Annotated in this window: 17 protein-coding genes and 1 tRNA gene; 13 read left to right on the forward strand and 5 right to left on the reverse strand. The window is 42.3% G+C overall.

Features of this window, described 5'->3' with window-relative positions; genetic code table 11:
- Nucleotides 1-289: 289 nt before the first annotated feature.
- A tRNA-Gln gene (locus LKD48_RS12005) sits at nt 290-362 on the reverse strand.
- A gap of 143 nt (nt 363-505) precedes the next feature.
- On the opposite strand from LKD48_RS12005, the gene LKD48_RS12010 reads away from it, so the two are divergent.
- The 3 genes from LKD48_RS12010 (at nt 506) to LKD48_RS12020 (ending at nt 3,072) form a co-directional block, all read left to right on the forward strand.
- Nucleotides 506-1,210, forward strand: a complete 705-nt coding sequence (locus LKD48_RS12010; RefSeq protein ID WP_262538863.1) for an acyl-[acyl-carrier-protein] thioesterase — start codon at nt 506-508, stop codon at nt 1,208-1,210.
- 78 nt (nt 1,211-1,288) lie between these two features.
- Nucleotides 1,289-2,128 carry a CvfB family protein gene (locus LKD48_RS12015; protein ID WP_118615483.1) on the forward strand — a complete coding sequence of 280 codons (840 nt, stop codon included), beginning with the start codon at nt 1,289-1,291 and terminating at the stop codon, nt 2,126-2,128.
- A 2-nt stretch (nt 2,129-2,130) separates the two neighbouring features.
- Nucleotides 2,131-3,072, forward strand: coding sequence for a CPBP family intramembrane glutamic endopeptidase (locus tag LKD48_RS12020; RefSeq protein ID WP_262538864.1), 942 nt, complete (start codon nt 2,131-2,133; stop codon nt 3,070-3,072).
- Here LKD48_RS12020 and LKD48_RS12025 read toward each other — a convergent pair.
- Entirely contained in the window at nt 3,053-3,466 is a 414-nt protein-coding gene (locus LKD48_RS12025) for a helix-turn-helix domain-containing protein (RefSeq protein WP_118615481.1), read from the reverse strand. The two genes, LKD48_RS12020 and LKD48_RS12025, sit on opposite strands and share 20 nt — an antisense overlap.
- Nucleotides 3,467-3,587: 121 nt before the next feature.
- On the opposite strand from LKD48_RS12025, the gene LKD48_RS12030 reads away from it, so the two are divergent.
- From LKD48_RS12030 to LKD48_RS12065, 8 genes are all read left to right on the forward strand, one after another.
- The gene (locus LKD48_RS12030) at nt 3,588-4,463 is read left to right on the forward strand and encodes a YitT family protein (RefSeq protein WP_308732113.1); all 876 of its coding nucleotides are present in this window, start codon (nt 3,588-3,590) and stop codon (nt 4,461-4,463) included.
- 177 nt (nt 4,464-4,640) lie between these two features.
- Complete coding sequence (locus tag LKD48_RS12035) at nt 4,641-5,747, forward strand: ABC transporter ATP-binding protein (RefSeq protein ID WP_066562725.1); 1,107 nt, start codon at nt 4,641-4,643, stop codon at nt 5,745-5,747.
- A gap of 147 nt (nt 5,748-5,894) precedes the next feature.
- The gene (locus LKD48_RS12040) at nt 5,895-6,977 is read left to right on the forward strand and encodes a PucR family transcriptional regulator (RefSeq protein WP_066562723.1); all 1,083 of its coding nucleotides are present in this window, start codon (nt 5,895-5,897) and stop codon (nt 6,975-6,977) included.
- Between the two features lie 145 nt (nt 6,978-7,122).
- Nucleotides 7,123-8,475 carry a S41 family peptidase gene (locus LKD48_RS12045; RefSeq protein ID WP_227101629.1) on the forward strand — a complete coding sequence of 451 codons (1,353 nt, stop codon included), beginning with the start codon at nt 7,123-7,125 and terminating at the stop codon, nt 8,473-8,475.
- Between the two features lie 284 nt (nt 8,476-8,759).
- On the forward strand, nt 8,760-10,514 hold the full coding sequence (locus LKD48_RS12050) for a polysaccharide deacetylase (RefSeq protein ID WP_262538866.1): 1,755 nt from the start codon (nt 8,760-8,762) through the stop codon (nt 10,512-10,514).
- Nucleotides 10,515-10,534: 20 nt separating this feature from the next.
- The gene (locus LKD48_RS12055) at nt 10,535-11,674 is read left to right on the forward strand and encodes a M24 family metallopeptidase (protein WP_227101631.1); all 1,140 of its coding nucleotides are present in this window, start codon (nt 10,535-10,537) and stop codon (nt 11,672-11,674) included.
- Nucleotides 11,675-11,887: 213 nt separating this feature from the next.
- Entirely contained in the window at nt 11,888-12,586 is a 699-nt protein-coding gene (locus LKD48_RS12060; protein ID WP_227101632.1) for an ABC transporter ATP-binding protein, read from the forward strand.
- Entirely contained in the window at nt 12,580-14,856 is a 2,277-nt protein-coding gene (locus tag LKD48_RS12065) for an ABC transporter permease (RefSeq protein ID WP_308732114.1), read from the forward strand. The genes LKD48_RS12060 and LKD48_RS12065 overlap by 7 nt, the downstream gene beginning before the upstream one ends.
- Here LKD48_RS12065 and LKD48_RS12070 read toward each other — a convergent pair.
- Nucleotides 14,839-15,732, reverse strand: coding sequence for an RluA family pseudouridine synthase (locus LKD48_RS12070; RefSeq protein WP_227102337.1), 894 nt, complete (start codon nt 15,730-15,732; stop codon nt 14,839-14,841). The genes LKD48_RS12065 and LKD48_RS12070 overlap by 18 nt on opposite strands.
- A 13-nt stretch (nt 15,733-15,745) precedes the next feature.
- Entirely contained in the window at nt 15,746-16,687 is a 942-nt protein-coding gene (locus LKD48_RS12075; RefSeq protein WP_308732115.1) for a DMT family transporter, read from the reverse strand.
- Nucleotides 16,688-16,822: 135 nt separating this feature from the next.
- On the opposite strand from LKD48_RS12075, the gene LKD48_RS12080 reads away from it, so the two are divergent.
- Complete coding sequence (locus tag LKD48_RS12080) at nt 16,823-18,178, forward strand: family 43 glycosylhydrolase (protein ID WP_262538868.1); 1,356 nt, start codon at nt 16,823-16,825, stop codon at nt 18,176-18,178.
- Between the two features lie 19 nt (nt 18,179-18,197).
- The gene (locus LKD48_RS12085) at nt 18,198-18,500 is read left to right on the forward strand and encodes a Dabb family protein (RefSeq protein WP_066562709.1); all 303 of its coding nucleotides are present in this window, start codon (nt 18,198-18,200) and stop codon (nt 18,498-18,500) included.
- Nucleotides 18,501-18,550: 50 nt separating this feature from the next.
- Here the strand turns inward: LKD48_RS12085 and LKD48_RS12090 are convergent, their stop codons facing one another.
- A complete protein-coding gene (locus tag LKD48_RS12090; protein WP_308732116.1) occupies nt 18,551-18,973 on the reverse strand; it encodes a flavodoxin in 423 nt (140 codons plus the stop codon).
- Between the last annotated feature and the right edge of the window lie 10 nt (nt 18,974-18,983).

Consider the following 18,983-nt stretch of genomic DNA (forward strand, 5'->3'; position numbering starts at 1 on the left):
TATGGCGAAGTAACCACATGAGCAAAATAGAAGCATCGAAGATGCGATTTTGCGAATGGGGTTCTGAATAGTTACAAGAATTGACAGAATAAAAGGCATCGCTTCAATATGAGGCGGTGCCTTTATGTTACTAGGAGGGGGAACCTTCGATGAATGACTTCACAGGACGCCAGTTGATTCATAAAATCCTCATGCAAGCATGGGATTTGTATGAATCTACCTGGACACGTGAACTATAAACGCAAAAAAGCGCTGTGATGAAATCTCACCACAGCGTTGTTTTAATTAGCAGCGCTACCAGGATTCGAACCTGGAAAATGCTGGAGTCAGAGTCCAGTGCCTTACCGTTTGGCGATAGCGCTTTAAGCAACATGTTTATGATAATACAGGATTGTCCAAATGTCAAGCATTTTTTTGAAAAATATATAAAATTTTGCTTTCTTTTCCCAAAAGGAAATGATATAATCAAAAGGAGCTGTTTTATGCTCTGGATGGAGGAACGAATATGTATACATTTACCAGCAGGGTTCGTTTCAGTGAGACGGACGAGAATGGAAAGCTGTCACTCGCAGGCATTATGAATTATCTTCAGGACTGCAGTGTCTTTCACTCAGAAGATGTAGGCAATGGAACGGATGTGCTTAAAAAGCGTGATCGGGTGTGGCTTTTAAATTCCTGGCAGATCATTATAAAAGAGCGTCCAAGATGCTGTGAATACATTGAAATCGGGACACAGGCGTACCAGTTTAAGGGAACGCTTGGCAAGCGAAACTTCTGCATCCAAAGACAAGATGGGACACAGTGTGTTGTAGCAAACTCAAACTGGGTGTTAGTTCAAAAATCGCAGATGCGTCCGGTGCGCATCACGGAGGAGGACAGCAGCCCTTACGAGCTTGGAACACCACTTGACATGCCATATGCAGATCGAAAGATTGCAGCGCCAAAGGAAGGCATCGTCATGGAACCTATAACTGTGCGCACCGAACATTTAGATAGCAATCATCATGTGAATAACACGCAGTATGTATTGATGGCAAGCCGTTACCTGCCGTCTGATTTTTCACTGCATCAGGTGCGTGCCGAATACCGTTATCAGGCACTTTTAGGTGATACGATGATTCCTGTTGTCACAAAAGAAGAAGATGGACAGATTATTGTCCAGTTAAAAAAGGATGAGCAGACTGCATATGCAGTAGTTGCTTTTCAGTAAAAGAAGATCACCGACAAAAACTTTGGATGTCGGCTGAATCATACAGAGAGCCGCGCAAACGGCAGAATGAGAGGAAATATGATCGAATTAGGAAAGATGCAGACGCTTACTGTGCTTCGTATTAAGGATTTTGGCGTCTATCTGGGACATGAAGGAGAAAAAGAGAGCGTGCTGCTTCCAAGAAAGCAGGTTCCACAGGGAACAAAGGAAGGAGATGAGATCGAGGTATTCGTATACAAGGATTCCATGGATCGTATCATTTCTACAACAAGAAGACCACTTCTTGTAATGGACGAGATGGCAGTGCTGACTGTTAAGGAAAAGACAAGAATCGGTGCATTCTTAGATTGGGGACTTGAGAAGGATCTTCTTCTTCCATTTAAAGAGCAGACAGTTCCAGTAAGAAGAGGAGAGCATTGTCTGGTGGCGCTGTACCTTGATAAGAGTAAGCGTCTTTGTGCAACAATGAAGGTGTATGAGCGTCTTCACAGTGATAGCCCATATCAGAAGGGAGATCAGGTAACAGGTACTGTTTACCGCGTAAATCCTGAGATTGGTGTGTTTGTTGCGGTAGATAACCGTTACTTTGGTTTGATCCCAAAGAAAGAAATTTACGATAATTACCGTACCGGAGATCAGGTTAATGCACGTGTCACAGAGGTGCGTTCTGATGGAAAGCTGAATCTGGCAGTTCGTGATAAGGCATATCTGCAGATGGATACAGACAGCGAGACGATTTTAAATGCAATGGAGTCTTTTGGCGGATATCTGCCATTTGGCGAGAAGGCAGAGCCGGATAAGATTAAAAGAGAACTGAAGATGAGCAAGAATGCGTTTAAGCGTGCACTTGGTCATCTGCTCAAGGAAGGAAAGATTGAGATCGGCGAGAATCGTATTGAATACAGAAAAGAGAAGTGAGTATGACGAAAACAGCAAAATTAAATTTGACGTTTCTGATTCTTGCGATCTTTTCAATTGGAGGCTCATATGCCTATGTGCTCTTGACAAATGGCATGGAGCTTCCAATTTACGCAGATCTTTTAGTGGCACAGCTTCTGATCCTTCTGCCTGCATGGGGATATACAAAAAAAGAGCACATCAACCTTTATAAAGAAATTCGTCATCGCCGTCTGCATTTTGGCGCACTTCTTTGTCTGGTTGGCATCACGCTTTTATCAATGCCGCTTTTATCGTTCTTGAATCTGTTTAGCTCACTTTTTGTGCCGAATGCAGCTGCAGGGCTTGCAGAACAGATGACCGGCGGTCCTGGATGGATGAATATTTTATTTCTGGCTGTTATTCCTGCATTTAGCGAAGAATTTGTTTTCAGAGGCGTCTTTTTCCATGGATACAGAAGCCATGGCTTTTGGAAGGCAGCACTTATGAGCGGATTGATTTTTGGATTAATGCATCTAAATTTTAACCAGTTCTCATATGGCTTTGTGCTTGGTGTTATTTTTGCAGCTGTCGTAGAAGCGTCAGGCAGTATTTATGCATCCATGGCAATTCATTTTCTGATTAATTTTCAGTCAGCACAGGCAATAAATGCACTGACATCGCTTACTGCATCAGGTGTGGAAGAGGAAGGAATGCTTGAAATTTCAGGAGCTTTCCAGCAGACCTATCTTGTTACAACAGTAATTGTTGTAGGTATTGTAGCTATTGTGACTACAGCGCTTGTTGTTGTATTAGTGAAGCTTTTAGCAAAGCTGTGTGACAGAGAGGACTACTTTGCGTGGGTTCTTAATGGCGGAGAGAAAAAAGCACTTCAAAAAAGAGGTACTAGCAGACTGATTGATCCATTTTTTATTGGTGCAGCAGCAATATGTATTTTATTTATGGTTAGCCGTCTTTTGATTTAGAGCTGTCAGAGCTTCGTAGATGATCTAAATAAGTATGAATCAGCTGGTAGCAGTCTTTTGCCTCCCGCACAGAGCAGGAGGCAAGAAGAAGCCCAATATCGCGGCGAACACGATAATGTTCTGGCTCTGCAACGATATTTTGCATGATGGGTATAGTATCATCTGGCTTTTCGAGTCCTTCAAGCAGGTAATCGTAGGAAATATGTGTTTTTTCGTGAAGGCGGTTCATAATGCTTCGCGAGACAGGGCGTGTGCCGCGCTCAAGTGCACCGAGATAGCTGGGTGAGATGCCAAGCAGTTTGGCAAACTCAGATTGTGTCATACCTAGTGCAATTCGTTCATTACGGATACGGTGGCCGATCAGTATTGAGTATGAGGATTCATAAGAAATCATAAAAAAACTCCGTTTCTGTATAATAAAAGGTACTTTGAGAAGAATTATAGGATAATAAGAAGAGAAAAGAAAGGAAAATCACTCGCAGGATTTTGCTTTCTTTGTTGTTTAAGGAGAAAATATGCTACAAAAACTTACAATTCGACAAAAAAAGCTTGCCGAATATCTGCTGATTGTGGCAGGTACGGCAGTTATTGCAGTATCACTTCAGTTTTTCTTAGATCCAGATGGAATGGTCCCGGGTGGTTTTACCGGAATTGCAATTATAGTAAAGGAACTGACAAAGGGAATTGTTCCAGATGGTGTTCCGCTGTGGGTAACGAACCTGATCTTAAATGTGCCGATGGTTCCTATTGTATTAAAGATCAATGGATGGGACTTTGCAAAGCGCACAGTGGTGGGATCACTTCTCCTTTCTTTTTGGCTTGCAGTGATACCGTATGTGCAGCTGATGGAGGAACCTGATCTGTTTTTGACATCTGTTTTTGGCGGTGTCAGCATGGGTATCGGTGTTGGTCTTGTCTTTTTAGGAAAGGGAACTACAGGCGGTACTGATATGTGCGGTGCAATTTTACATCATTTCTTTCCTTATATTTCATTGCCAAAGCTTATGCAGCTGCTTGATGTAGTTATTACATCGGTAGGAATTATGGTTTTTGGCATTCGCATTGCGCTTTACTCTATTATAGTAGTTTATCTGACGGCGAAAATTTCAGATCGAATCATGGAGGGAAGTACTTCAGCCAAAATGCTTTATATCATTTCGGATCAGTCAGCGTTGATTGCTGAGAAAATTATAGAGAAGCTTGGCAGAGGTGTCACTGGACTGCAGGGAAGAGGCATGTACACAAATCAAGACAAAACAATTCTCATTTGCGTTATATCTCCTCGTGAAATTGCTCGTATAAAAGATGTCGTTTTAGAAGCAGACAGCAGAGCTTTTGTGATAGTAAATGACTCAAGAGAAGTATTGGGTGAAGGTTTTGTGGAAATATAATAAAAATGTCGTTTTCAACCCACTAATAAAATGTGAAAATTAGGTGTACAACATATATAAAAATGTCGTTGTTTTTTTGGTGAAAAACAGTATGGTAAAAAATTACGAAATCATGTATTATAACCATATCAGAAAACTGACTGTCAACAGTTTCGAAAATTAGGGAGGAAATTCAAAATGGCAAGTTTGTCTTTAAAGAATGTAACTAAGGTTTATCCTAACGGCTTTGTCGGCGTTAAGGATTTCAGCCTTGAGATCGCAGATAAGGAATTCATCATCTTCGTAGGACCGTCTGGTTGTGGTAAGTCTACTACTCTTCGTATGATCGCAGGTCTGGAGGAAATTTCTTCTGGTGAGTTAAAGATTGGTGATAAGGTCGTTAACGACGTAGAGCCAAAGGATAGAGATATCGCAATGGTATTCCAGAACTACGCTCTGTATCCGCATATGTCTGTATATGATAACATGGCATTCGGTCTTAAGTTAAGAAAAGTTCCGAAGGCTGAGATTGATAAGCTGGTTCATGAGGCAGCTAAGATCCTTGATATCGAGCATCTGCTTGATCGTAAGCCGAAGGCTCTTTCCGGTGGTCAGAGACAGCGTGTTGCTATGGGTCGTGCAATCGTGCGTGAGCCAAAGGTATTCCTGATGGATGAGCCTCTGTCCAACTTGGATGCAAAGCTTCGTGTACAGATGAGAATCGAGATCTCCAAGCTGCATCAGAGATTAGGTACAACCATCATCTACGTAACACATGACCAGACCGAGGCTATGACTCTGGGTACCAGAATCGTTGTTCTTAAGGATGGTGTTATCCAGCAGGTAGATACTCCGCAGAACCTGTACGATAAGCCGGCTAACAAGTTCGTTGCTGGATTCATCGGTTCTCCGCAGATGAACCTGATCGATGCTAAGGTTGTTCAGGTAGGCAACCAGGTACATGTTCAGTTTGGTAACGCTGATATCACTCTTCCAGATGAGAAGGGTAAGGTATTAGTTCAGAAGGGTTATGTTGGTAAGGAAGTTTGCTTCGGTATTCGTCCAGAGGATATCCATGATGGCGATATGAGCAACTATCCGGGTGCTACTCTGACTGCTACAATCCGTGTGTACGAGCTTCTGGGTGCTGAGGTATTCCTGTACTTCGATATCAACGAGACAAGCTTCACCGCTCGTGTAAGCCCAAGAACAACTGCTAGACCGGGCGATACTCTGACTCTGGGTCTTGACCTGAGCAGAATCCATATCTTCGATAAGGATAGCGAGTTGGTTGTATTAAACTAATTGAATTAAATTAAGATTTTTTAGGGGAAATGTAAAAAATTTACATTTCCCCTTTTTTTTTCTCGAAAAATGTTATACAATATAAGAAGGAATGGCGGTAAGCTGTGAAAACTATAAGCTGCTACGGCGGCGGAATGTGAGGAAAGTATGATTTCGAACCAGATTTTGCAAAGTACAATTGAAGGGCTGAAAAATATCGCACGAATTGATTTGTGTGTATGCGATACCGACGGAAACATGCTGGCATCTACGTTTGGTGATCCGGAGATTACCACGGAGACCATCGTGAATTTTACGTTGTCGCCGGCAGACAGCCAGGTAGTTGCTGGATTCCAGTTCTTTAAGGTATTTGATGAGCATCAGCTTGAATATGTAATGCTGGCAAAGGGAGGCAGTGACGATGTTTACATGGTAGGAAAGATTGCAGCATTCCAGGTACAGAACCTGTTAGTTGCATACAAAGAGCGTTTTGACAAGGATAACTTCGTTAAGAACCTGCTTCTTGATAACCTGCTGTTGGTAGATATCTATAATCGCGCAAAGAAGCTTCATATTGAAGTATCTGCGAAGAGAGTTGTCTATGTAATAGAGACAAAGAATGAGAAGGATGTCAATGCACTTGAGACGGTACGCAGCCTGTTTACCGGAAGAGTAAAGGATTTCATCACTGCAGTTGATGAGAAGAATATCATCGTTGTTCGCGAGGTAAAGCCGGGCGAGACACAGGATGATCTTGAGAAGACAGCTCAGGTTATGGTTGATATGCTTAATACCGAGGCAATGAGTCAGGTGCATGTTGCATATGGAACTGTTGTAAATGAGTTAAAGGAAGTTTCCAGATCCTACAAAGAGGCAAAGATGGCACTTGATGTTGGAAAGATCTTCTTTAGCAACAAGAACGTTGTTGCTTATGCTAAGCTTGGCATTGGCCGTCTAATTTATCAGCTTCCGATTCCGCTGTGTCGTATGTTTATCAAGGAGATTTTTGATGGCAAGTCTCCAGATGAGTTTGACGATGAGACATTGACCACAATCAACAAGTTCTTTGAGAACAGCCTGAATGTATCTGAGACATCCAGACAGCTGTATATTCACAGAAATACACTTGTATATCGTCTGGACAAGCTTCAGAAGAGCACTGGATTAGACCTGCGTGTATTTGAGGATGCGATTACCTTTAAGATTGCGCTTATGGTTGTGAAGTATATGAATTATATGGAGAAAAACTAAGGCTCCAGCGTAGAAAAACCGGGGGAAACGGACGTAAGAGTCTGTTTCCCCCTTTTGGTTTTGCATACAAAAGTATTGACGGACAGATTTTGGTCATGCTAATAGCATTGATAGATCTGACTGTTCAGAGGAAAGGTGGATGCAAGTGGAAGAAAAAAACAGACAGTTAAATGAAGATGCTGAAACAATAGAGGAAAAAAATGAGCTTCAAACAGGCAAAAAGAAACACAGAAAAAATAATTTTGCAGCAGGTATGGCAGTAGGTGCGGCAGCAGCAATCATGGGCTGTTCGCTGGCAGGTATATATTTCAGCCGTCATTATCGTTACAGTTCGCTCGCAACAGCATATTCATCGAGAGGAACGAAGACAGCAACATCATCTACAGTCGAGTCACAGAATCAGGAGGCCATCACAGATGAGCTGATGACAAAATTAAAGCTTCTCGAGCAGTGTGCCGATGATTACTTTTTATTTGATACGGCAGATGCTAAGGATTATCAGGATAACATTTATAAAGGTTTTATGAATGCGCTTGATGATCCATATTCATGCTATTACACGGCAGATGAATATCAGACACTGATGGAATCAACAAGCGGAAGCTATGAGGGAATAGGTGTTGTTGTATCACAGAATGTTCAGACAAAGATCATTACTGTTGTGCGGCCGTTTGAGGGCTGTCCTGGTGCCGAGGCCGGTATGCTTCCGGGCGATATTTTAATAGAGGTTGCCGGGAATGATGTAAGCGGCATCGACGTAAGCACTGTTGTTTCCTGGATCAAAGGAGAGGGCGGTACTACAGTTGATATACGCGTATATCGTGAGTCAGAAGATAAGTATTATGATTTTACTGTTGAGCGAAGAAAAATTGAAGTCCCGACAGTTGCATATGAGATGTTAGAGGACAATATTGGCTATGTTCAGGTGACAGAGTTTGATGAGGTTACGTCAGACCAATATATAGCAGCAGTTGATGATTTAAAGGCACAGGGCATGGAAGGTCTGATTGTAGATATTCGTGACAATCCTGGAGGTCTGTTAAGCTGCGTTGTAGATATGCTTGATTATATGCTTCCGGAAGGCACCATTGTCTACACAGAGGATAAAAATGGAGAAGGAGATACCTATACGTCTGATGCAGAGCATTATTTCGATCTTCCGCTTGCTGTGCTCGTAAATGGAAACAGTGCGTCAGCATCTGAGATTTTTTCGGGTGCCATTCAAGATTATGAGACAGGAACAATCATCGGAACACAGACCTTTGGAAAAGGAATCGTGCAAAGCATTTTGCCATTTAACGATGGAAGCGCAATTAAAATTACAGTATCACGTTATTTTACACCGCGCGGCACATGTATACACGGAGAAGGAATCACTCCAGATGTAGAGGTAGAGCTAAACGAAGAACTTAAGACAAAACTGACAATCGAAAAAAGTGAGGATAATCAGCTGCAAAAAGCAATAGAAAATGTGAAAGAGCAGATTGCGGCGGAGTGACGTAAGAAGTCTGTAAGAAAAAAGTTATAGCATTATGCATGAAAATGAGGTACAATCATTTTTGATGTAATCGGCTGGAAAAGAACCCCGTTTCTAAGGCAGTGAGATGAATTGCTAAAGGAAACATAACGGCAGCGGTGGGCGGAGAGAAATCGGTATTCCCCACTGCCATGATGCAAGTCACAGCCGAACTATTTTCGACACGTCAGACTTCGTGAAAATACCGACTGTGAGTTGAAAAAATAAGAAATACGCCGGGGAAGTCCCCGACAGATTGGAGAAACATGAGTCAGAAAGATACAGAAAAAAACAAACGAAAAAAGAAAAAAGGCACAGGCCTGATTGTAGTTTGTGTGACACTGCTGATTCTTTTATTTGCTGTACTAATCATTTTGATTTGGCAGATCAGCCGTGTAGGAAACGGAGAGACTGTCGGTTTTGGTGGAAAAACAGGCAATACGCAGGCAGTATCACAAAATACGCCTTCTGTGACGCAGGAAGCTGCGCTGACAAGTTCATCAGGAAGCGAGGCAAATGCTGAGGAAGTTCAGACGCAGGCGCAGACAGAAGCTGCACAGGCTGAGTCTGCAGCTGGTCAGACACAGGCAGCAGGACAGGCAACTATGATGGAGCCGCAGACATATGAGAATGATGCGAATGGAAATATGATTGTTCCAGAGCGTCAGGCAGGTTCTATGGAAACAGAGCCAGCATGGGAATATGTACTGGAAAAGACTGGAGATAGTGTACTTGATGATGCTAATTATTTAGCAGCGATGTATGATTATGATGGTGCAATCGCAAAGATCCAGTCAGTATCAGGATATGAGAGCAACGCAGCTTATACAGCAGCCATTGCAGATTATGAGCAGAGAAAGAGCGAGGCTGTTGTCTACGCAGATAACAGCACAATTCCTCATATTTTCTTCCATACGCTTGTTGTTGATACAAGCAGAGCCTTTGATGATAACATCGCAATCAGCAAGCAGGATGGTATGAACAAGGTAAAGGATTACAACTATGTAATGACTACAGTGGATGAGTTTTGCCGTATTCTTGAAGAAATGTATACAAGAGGATATGTGCTTGTAAGCATTTATGATGTGGCATCATATGAGACACAGGCAGACGGCACACAGGTTATGAAGCATCAGCCGATTTATCTTCCGGAAGGCAAGAAGCCATTTGTTTTGTCTGTTGATGATGTAAGCTACTACGAATACATGACAGGTCACGGTTTTGCAAGCAAGCTCGTTGTTGGTGAGGATGGAACTCCGACAAGTGAATATACGAATTCAGATGGCAGCCTAAGCTATGGTTCATATGATGTTGTTCCGATTCTTGATGATTTTGTTGAGACTCATCCAGACTTTTCATATCGCGGCGCTAAGGGTATCATTGCTCTGACTGGATATGAGGGTATTTTTGGATATCGTACAAGTGATTTCTGGTACAACAGCAACTGCGATTACTTTGATCAGTATTTCTCATGGAATCTGGAGAACAACTTAAAGAAGAAGCAGACTATGTATCAGCCAAATCCTAATATCGAGCAGGATAAGGAGAGTGCAAAGCAGGTAGCGCAGGCATGCCGTGATGATGGATGGCTGTTTGCAAGTCATACATGGGGTCACAACAAGGTCGGTGATTCTGGATCATATGAGCGTTTTGAGTCTGATTCCCGTTTGTGGGATCGCGAGGTAAAGCCGCTTCTTGGCGATGTTGATATCATCATTTATCCGCAAGGTGAAGATTTGTATGAGGGCTCCTGGAGAGGATATGATCCTGCAAATCAAAAGTATCAGCTGTTAAAGGAGTTAGGATTTAGCTACTTCTGCAGCGTTGACTCAAACCTTGGCTGGACACAGCTTGGAAATGAATATTTCCGTATGGGACGCGCTAATGTAGACGGACAGCGTATGTGGGAAGCAATCAGCTCCTATGTAGATCCGTCATCAGGTGCAAAGGATCGTTTGTCAGCATTGATTGATTCAAGATTAGTATTTGACTGGTCCAGACCAACGCCGGTAACAAAGTAAAAACGAGAAGTCTGGCATATATGGACATAAAGACAAAGACAGAAAGGCAGACAAAAGAGATGGTAAAAGAGACTGTATTTAAAGAAAGAGCACAAAAGGTTTTGACATCAATGAAGGAAAATGGCATGGATCAGCTTATTGTAAGCGATCCTGCCTCCATCAACTATCTGATGGGAAGACTCATGAACCCGGGCGAACGTCTGATGGTACTTGTATTTGATGCAGCAGCTGGCAAGACTGAGCTTGTAATCAGCAAGCTGTACCCACAGGGAGATAATCCGATTTGGCCGGTTACGTATGTTGATGATGTTGATGACTGCGTTGCAATTCTTTCTGAGAAGATTGCAGAAACTGGCGTGATTGGCATTGATAAAAACTGGGCAGCAAAGTTTTTGCTTCGTCTTATGGAACTTCGTCCAAATCTGACATACAAGAATGGTTCTTACATCATTGATAAGATTCGCCAGATTAAGACAAACGAAGAGCAGGAGTTTATGATCGAAGCCTCCAGATTAAACGATCTGGCAGTTGAGCGTCTTATCAAAGAGGTCAACAAAGGTTATACAGAGAAGGAACTTGCCGATAAGCTGCTTGATATTTATCACGATCTTGGTTCAGAAGGATTTTCCTTCTATCCGATTTGCTGCTACGGTGCAAATGCTGCTGACCCGCATCACAGTAACGACGATTCCACAGGAAAATCTGGCGACAGCGTAATTCTTGATATTGGATGCTTGTGGAATGGCTATTGCTCAGATATGACAAGAACTGTATTCTTGGGTAATGTAAGCGAAGAACAGAAGAAGGTATACAACATCGTAAAGACAGCTAACGAGCGCGCAATCGCAGCAGTAAAGCCAGGTGTTCGCTTCTGTGATGTAGATGCAGCCGCAAGAGATTATATAACAGAGCAGGGATATGGCCCATACTTTGTACATCGTACCGGTCATAACATCGGTCAGGAGGTTCATGAGGCAGGAGATGTCTCATCGGCAAATACAGATATATTAAAGCCGGGCATGACCTTCTCCATAGAGCCGGGTATCTACTTAACAGGAAATTTTGGTGTGCGTGTTGAGGATCTCGTTCTCGTAACAGAGGATGGATGCAAGGTCCTTAATCATTTTACCAAAGACATAATTGTAGTACCAGAAAAGTAAAAATTATAGTAATGGATGTCACATTCATTGTGTAGTCAAACTACCGGGTATCCATAACAACAAACAACCAACATTGTTGAGAAAAAATATCAACAATGTTGGTTGTTTTTCTTTATAAAAGCTCGTATAATATGAAGTTAGATAATACTAACTTCTGGCATCATAAACTTAACCAGAACACAGTCTCATCAATATAAAGAGAGGGGGAACGTCATGTTTCTGGAGATTAAAGGAATCAAAAAACATTTCGGCGAAGGCGACAGCCGTATCGAAGTGTTAAAGGGAATTGACATGGAGATTGAAAAAGGAGAATTATGCGTGCTTTTGGGACCTTCAGGTTCTGGGAAATCGACACTGTTAAATATTATTGGGGGAATTGACGGTGCAGACAGCGGCTATATTGCAATTAATGGCGAAAAGACAGCCGATATGGACGAAAAGACGCTGACATTGTACAGAAGAAAGCATCTAGGTTATGTCTTTCAGATGTATAATTTGATTCCAAATTTAAATATCAAGGAAAATGTAGAGGTTGGTGCTTATTTAAGTGACAACCCACTTGATGTAGATGATTTGTTAAAGACACTTGGCTTGTATGAGCATCGTCATAAGCTGCCGAATCAGTTATCAGGAGGACAGCAGCAGCGAACAGCTATAGGAAGAGCCATTGTAAAGAATCCAGATATTTTGCTGTGCGATGAGCCAACAGGTGCACTTGATTATGCAACATCAAAGGAGATTTTAAAACTAATCGAGCAGGTCAACCGCAAATATGGAAATACTGTTGTTATGGTAACACATAATAACGCAATCGAGAAGATGGCAGATCGCGTCGTAAAGCTTCATGATGGCCGTATTCGTGAGAATTGCCGCAATGAGACGCGTATGGCAGCGGAGGATCTGGAATGGTAAAGAAAAAAACAAATCCATTGAATAAACGTTTTCTTAGGGAATTAAAGAGCGAGGCTGGAAAATATATTGTTCTGTTTGTATTTATAGCAGGTGTGATCGCGCTTGTATCTGGATTTTTGGTTGCGAGCGGCAGTATGTCACAGGCCTATGATGAGAGTTTTGAAAAATATAATATTGAAGATGGAAATTTTGAGGTTAAAAGAGAGGCATCAAGCGGTCTGTTAGACGCCTTGCAAAAGGATGGAACAAAGATTTATCCAAACTTCTATAAAGAAGAACAGACAAAGAATGTGGAGAGTACGCTTCGTATTTTTAAGAAGCGTACAGAAATTGATCTGGAATGCCTGATGGAAGGAAGCTTTCCAGAAGATGAAAATGAGATTGCAATTGACCGTATGTATGCCGTAAATAATAAAATTTCTGTTGGTGATGTGATGGAACTTGGAGATGTGTCCTACACAATATGCGGTTTAGTGGCACTTTCTGATTACAGTGCATTGTTTTCATCCACGTCAGATATGATGTTTGACGCTGTGAGATTTGGTGTGGCTATTGTGACAGAGGATGGATTTAATAAAATCAACGATGATCATCTTCACTACAATTATTCATGGCGTTACAGCGAGCGTCCGGCAGATGAGAAAGAGGCAAAGACACTCAGCGAATCTTTCTTGAAAACTTTGTATGTAAATGCGCTTTTGAATCTGAACGGTGTCGAAGGCTTTATACCAGAGTATGTAAATCAGGCGATTATCTTTACCGGAGATGATATAAAGGGCGATAATGCTATGTTTACCGTATTTCTTTATATCGTCATTGCTATTATTGCGTTTGTATTTGCCGTGACTACCAGCAACACGATCAACAAGGAATCAGCAGTAATCGGTACACTTCGCGCGTCTGGCTACTCAAAGGGAGAGTTGATTCGTCATTATATGGCAATGCCGATGCTCATTGTCTTGATTGCAGCAGTGATTGGAAATATTTTAGGATACACTGTATTTAAAGGTTATATGGCAGCACTGTACTATGCAAGCTATAGCCTTCCGACTTATGTCACGATCTGGAACGCCGATGCATTTGTCAAGACAACAGTAATTCCAGTGCTTTTGATGTTTGCCATTAATTTTATTATGCTGGCAGAAAAGATGAGTCTTTCACCGCTTCGTTTCCTTCGTCGTGATTTGAGCCGCAGACAAAAGAAAAAGGCATTTCGCTTAAAGACTACGATTCCTATTATGAAGAGGTTCCGTATGAGAATCCTGTTTCAGAACATTCCAAACTATGTCATTTTGTTTATCGGAATTTTGTTCGCAAACCTGATTTTATTGTTTGGATTTATGTTTGGACCGCTGCTTGATCATTTCGAACAGGAGATTACAACTCATCTTCTTGCAGAGCATCAGTATGTGCTTGTAAGCGAAGAAAAGACAGAAAATAAAGAGGCGGAAAGCTATGATGTGACGGTATTAAAGACACAGGAGGGACGCTACAAGAGCGAGGAAGTGATGGTGTATGGCGTACAGGAAAACAGCGCCTACATAAAGAGCAGCATTGCAGATGATGAGGTATTGATTTCAAATGCCTATGCAAATAAGCAGCATATTAAAAAAGGTGATACGATTACATTGCAGGAAGAGTATGGGGAGAAAACGTATTCCTTTACCGTTACGGGTATCTATACATATCCGGCAGCATTGTCTGTATTTATGAATTGTGATGCGTTTGAGAAAACATTTGAGAAGGAAAGCTATTATCCAGGATATTTTTCAAATGAAGAACTGACTGATTTGACGCAGAAAAACATTGCAATGACTATATCAAAGGAAGATTTGACAAAGACCTCCAGACAGCTTCGATTGTCAATGGGCGGTATGGCTGTTCTCTTCCAGGGCTTTGGCGTGATCATGTTTGCACTGCTTTTGTATCTGCTCTCAAAGGTAGTAATCGAGAAAAATGCGCAGTCAATTTCCATGGCAAAGATTTTAGGATACAGTGACAAGGAAATCAACCGCTTATATATTCGTACCACCACAATCGTATCAGTTGTTTCACTTGTAGTGACAATAGGGTTATGTATTGTGCTACTGAAGGTTATCTGTGAGGTTGCGTTTGCAGAGTATTCTGGTTATCTGGAATTTTATATGGAACCGCTAGATCTGTTAAAAGTTCTTGCAGCCGGACTGATCACTTATGCCGTGATCTCATTCTTCCAGATCAAAAAAATCAAGGCAATTCCGATGACAGATGCCTTAAAAAACGTCGAGTAGCACGCGTTTCATATCATCTGGAAGTGGCGCCTCAAAGCAAAGAGGCACATGAGTGATAGGATGCTCAAAGGAAAGACGGCATGAGTGGAGCGCCTGACGTGTGATAAATTCCATATCTGGATTGTAGAGGTAATCACCGACAAGCGGAAAGCCTAAATATTTCATATGAATCCGTATCTGATGGGTGCGGCCTGTCTCAAGCTGTAAAGAGACAAGGCTGTGCCCATTTTTTGTTTCTAATGTTTTGTAATGAGTTACGGCGCGTTCTCCGTGTTCAAAATCTACACAGCGCTCAATTATAGAGCCAGGCTTTCTTGAGAGCGGTGCAGTGATTGTGCCGGACGCAGGAGTAACGACACCGCGCACAATCGCCAGATATTCACGCGTAATTGCATGACGAACAGCCATATCAGAAAGAACGGCAGAGGAGAGCATATTTTTGGCAATTACTGTAAGCCCTGAGGTATCTCTGTCTAAGCGGTTTGTGCAGCGAAAGATAAAATTGCCGCTGTCACGGTAGTACCAGGCAAGAGCATTTGCCAGTGAATTATAATAATTGTCCATAGAAGGATGAATAGGCATTTTAGCCGGCTTATTTGCAACAAGAATATCCTCATCCTCGTAGACAATTGAAAGAGGAAGCTTTACAGGAGGCACATGGTAGGAGGAATGCTCCTCAACAATATGTACTGTCAGAATGTCGCCTTCATGAAGAGGTGTGTTTGTGCGGCTTGGCGTGCCATTTATAAGAAGATGTTCCATGTTTTTGCGAAGCCGCGTCAAAAGGTGAGAGGAAAAGCCGCGGCGCGATAAAAACTGATCTGCGCGCAGGTCACTTTCTTCAATCGAGACGGTATAAGTAAGTGTTCGGTCCATAAAATGCCTTTCTTTAAGATTTTTTTGTTGGCGGCCATGGAAGCTGAGCAAGCACAATTGCCAGAAAAACAATAGCACATCCTGTAAGCTCACGTGCCGATAAGGTTTGACCAAGAATCAACCAGCCGGCAAGAACAGATATAGCAGATTCCAGACTCAAAATAAGAGATGCGATAGTTGGATTCATACCCTTTTGTCCTATAATTTGAAGAGTATAGCCGACACCGCAGGAGAGAACACCAGCGTACAAAATAGGAGCCCATGCTGCAAGGATAGAAGAAAGTGATGGCTGCTCAAAAATAAATGCCGGAATAAGACATACGACTGCGCATACAAAAAACTGTATACACGATAAAGCCACACCATTGCAGCGCGGTGAAAAATAGTCTATTACTAAGATATGCACGGCAAATAAGAAAGAGCCGGCAATCAAAAGAAGATCACCCTTTCCAATAGAGCCAAAACCATCAGGAACGCTTAACAGATATAAACCGCCAACTGCCAGTGCAACACTAAGCCATACTAGCGGGCTGCAGCGTTTCTTTAAAAATAGACTAAGAATCGGCACAAGAACAATATAGATGGCAGTCAGAAAGCCAGCCTTTCCAACACTTGTGTAGGAAATTCCAATCTGCTGAAGGGAAGAAGCGGCCGCCAGCACAATACCACAGCATAGCCCGCCGAAGAATAATGTTTTTCGAGCAATTGGCGATGATGCGAGAGTTTTGGCTGATTGATTCAATTGGTCTGCAGGTGATACTTCAGAAGAATTTGTGCGGTTTTGAAAGAAAAAGATGCAAGGGATCAAAAAAAGTGCACCAATCGCAGATCGTACTCCATTAAACGTAAACGGCTTAACATAGTCCATGCCTACGCTTTGTGCGACAAAAGCAGATCCCCAAATAGCCGCAGTCAAAAGCAGCAAAAATGAGTTTTTTAATTGAGAGCGTTTCATAAAAAAATCCTTCCATAATAATAAAAATAAGAGTGGATTGTATTTGCCAACAATCGTTATCCATGGTATCATACTTTCTAGTTGGGGTCAAAGGATTTGTTTAAGACAAAAGCCCAATAGATTGGAGGATTAAACATGGAATATGTTAAAGAGCCTGCAAACGCTGTCTATCAAAGTGGTGCAAAAAATCCATTTCTGCCGCTGGATATTTATATTCCAGATGGAGAGCCGAAGGTATTTGATGGAAGAGTTTATTTGTATGGCTCAAAGGATGAGTTTGACGGCGAGTATTGCTGCCACAAGTTTCATGTATATTCAGCACCTGTATCAGATTTGACCGAGTGGACCGATCACGGCCCAGTGCTTGCATCAACCGATGAGTACGAAAAAGAGGGCATCAAAAAAGGCGTGCCGTGGTCAAATGGGCTTTTATGGGCGCCAGATGTTACAAAGAAAGGCGAGTTGTATTATTTCTATTTCTGCCTTTCAGATGGAACAGAGGGTGTTGCAAAAAGCAAGAACCCATACGGACCATTTGAGGATGCTGTGCAGATAACGATGGGAGGAAAGCCAATCGAAGGCATTGATCCGTCTGTTTTGGAGGACAACGGAAAATATTATTACACCTGGGGTCAGGGCCACTGCCATATGGCAGAATTAAATGATGATATGTGTACACTGAATCCAGATACATATGAGGAAGCATTGATCAATAAGGATGATGATGGTCATGGATTCCATGAGGCATCATCACTTCGCAAGGTAGGTGATCATTATGTTATCGTGTACGCAAGTGAATTTATTGATGAAACACACCGTAATGGCGGTCATCCGACAAATCTTGACTATGCAGTAAGCAAATCTGTTGCTGGTCCGTATGTAAGAAAAGGTCGTATAATCGACAATACAGGAATTGATCCGCAAAGCTGGAATAATCATGGCTCAATCGTGAAGATAGAAAATCAGTGGTATGTATTCTATCATGGTTCCTCCAACAACACAAAATATGCGCGCCGTGCACGTGTTGAGCGTATTGAGGTAGATGAAGAGAGAGGAATTATCGAGCAGGTAGAGATGACCTCACAGGGATTTTCACATGGACTAGATGCCACGGCAGGTATTGAGGCAGGCTGGCAGTGCGGTCTGACTGGCGGAGCATATCTTACCGAGAAAGAAGGACGCTTCCCACTTGTACATATCACCGATGGCTGCAGCGTAAAATGGCGCTATATCGAGTTCTTGGAGGATGCCAATTGGACAATCGAGATCGAAGGAACAGCTCTGAAGGAATGTGGAATTAGCATTCTGGCAAATGGTGAGTCAGTTGGTGTGATCAATATAGAGGATATCCATCAGGAAACAACATGGAAAGCGCCAATCGAACTCAATAAGAGTGGTCGGTATGAGATTGAACTTCAATTCTTTGCTGAAGGGGAAGAAGACTTGTTTGAATTAGACCGCATTCGTTTCGTGAAAAACAAAATTAATTAAAAATGAACAGGAGAGAAAAATGGTAAAGCATGTAATTTTATGGACATTAAAGAATGAGTATTCAAAAGAAGAAAAAGAAGCAATCAAGGCAGAAATCAAAGCTGGTCTTGAGGGACTTGCAGGTCAGATTCCGGGACTGTTAGAGATTCATGTTAACATAAATGGACTGGAAAGCTCAAATGCAGATTTGATGCTTGATTCTACATTTACTGACGAGGCAGCATTAAAGGGCTACTCCGTACATCCGGCTCACGTTGCAGTTGCAAATGGAAAGGTAAGACCACACACTGCAATCCGTTCCTGCTTAGATTTTACAGTATAATAAAAAAGCTCGGAAGCATTTTATCATTTGCTTTCGAGCTTTTTCTCTAATTATGCAAGAGCCTTTCCGAGTTCCTCGCATGCTGCCTTAGCATCCTCATCAGGAGCATCATTGCAGATAACGAAATCACACGCCATTACAGCACCGTCATTGCGGCAGGTCTCATCCCAGTTGCGCATCCACTCACCATCTCCCCATCCATAGGAGCCAAACAGAGCGATCTTCTTGCCGGACAGCTTTGATTCGCAAGCTGTAAACATCGGCTCAAACTCATCTTCCTCAAGCTGCTCAGCACCCATAGAAGGGCATCCAAATGCAATTGCATCAAACTCATCCATCTTGTCAGCATCAAATTCAGCAGCAGTAAAAGTAGTTACGTCAGCGCCGGCATTTCTAGCTCCATCTGCTACGCTTTCTGCCATCTGCTCTGTATTTCCAGTTCCACTCCAGTAAACAACAGCTACCTTGCTCATAATCATTCTC

The organism is Anthropogastromicrobium aceti, from assembly GCF_020687335.1.
Lineage (GTDB): Bacteria > Bacillota > Clostridia > Lachnospirales > Lachnospiraceae > Anthropogastromicrobium > Anthropogastromicrobium aceti.

What these genes read in the sequence shown, in the direction of transcription:
- LKD48_RS12010 (WP_262538863.1), top strand. Translation starts at nt 506, where the DNA reads ATGTATACATTTACCAGCAGGGTTCGTTTCAGTGAGACGGACGAGAAT.
- LKD48_RS12015 (WP_118615483.1), top strand. Translation starts at nt 1,289, where the DNA reads ATGATCGAATTAGGAAAGATGCAGACGCTTACTGTGCTTCGTATTAAG.
- LKD48_RS12020 (WP_262538864.1), top strand. Translation starts at nt 2,131, where the DNA reads ATGACGAAAACAGCAAAATTAAATTTGACGTTTCTGATTCTTGCGATC.
- LKD48_RS12025 (WP_118615481.1), bottom strand. Translation starts at nt 3,466, where the DNA reads ATGATTTCTTATGAATCCTCATACTCAATACTGATCGGCCACCGTATC.
- LKD48_RS12030 (WP_308732113.1), top strand. Translation starts at nt 3,588, where the DNA reads ATGCTACAAAAACTTACAATTCGACAAAAAAAGCTTGCCGAATATCTG.
- LKD48_RS12035 (WP_066562725.1), top strand. Translation starts at nt 4,641, where the DNA reads ATGGCAAGTTTGTCTTTAAAGAATGTAACTAAGGTTTATCCTAACGGC.
- LKD48_RS12040 (WP_066562723.1), top strand. Translation starts at nt 5,895, where the DNA reads ATGATTTCGAACCAGATTTTGCAAAGTACAATTGAAGGGCTGAAAAAT.
- LKD48_RS12050 (WP_262538866.1), top strand. Translation starts at nt 8,760, where the DNA reads ATGAGTCAGAAAGATACAGAAAAAAACAAACGAAAAAAGAAAAAAGGC.
- LKD48_RS12055 (WP_227101631.1), top strand. Translation starts at nt 10,535, where the DNA reads ATGGACATAAAGACAAAGACAGAAAGGCAGACAAAAGAGATGGTAAAA.
- LKD48_RS12060 (WP_227101632.1), top strand. Translation starts at nt 11,888, where the DNA reads ATGTTTCTGGAGATTAAAGGAATCAAAAAACATTTCGGCGAAGGCGAC.
- LKD48_RS12065 (WP_308732114.1), top strand. Translation starts at nt 12,580, where the DNA reads ATGGTAAAGAAAAAAACAAATCCATTGAATAAACGTTTTCTTAGGGAA.
- LKD48_RS12070 (WP_227102337.1), bottom strand. Translation starts at nt 15,732, where the DNA reads ATGGACCGAACACTTACTTATACCGTCTCGATTGAAGAAAGTGACCTG.
- LKD48_RS12075 (WP_308732115.1), bottom strand. Translation starts at nt 16,687, where the DNA reads ATGAAACGCTCTCAATTAAAAAACTCATTTTTGCTGCTTTTGACTGCG.
- LKD48_RS12080 (WP_262538868.1), top strand. Translation starts at nt 16,823, where the DNA reads ATGGAATATGTTAAAGAGCCTGCAAACGCTGTCTATCAAAGTGGTGCA.
- LKD48_RS12085 (WP_066562709.1), top strand. Translation starts at nt 18,198, where the DNA reads ATGGTAAAGCATGTAATTTTATGGACATTAAAGAATGAGTATTCAAAA.
- LKD48_RS12090 (WP_308732116.1), bottom strand. Translation starts at nt 18,973, where the DNA reads ATGAGCAAGGTAGCTGTTGTTTACTGGAGTGGAACTGGAAATACAGAG.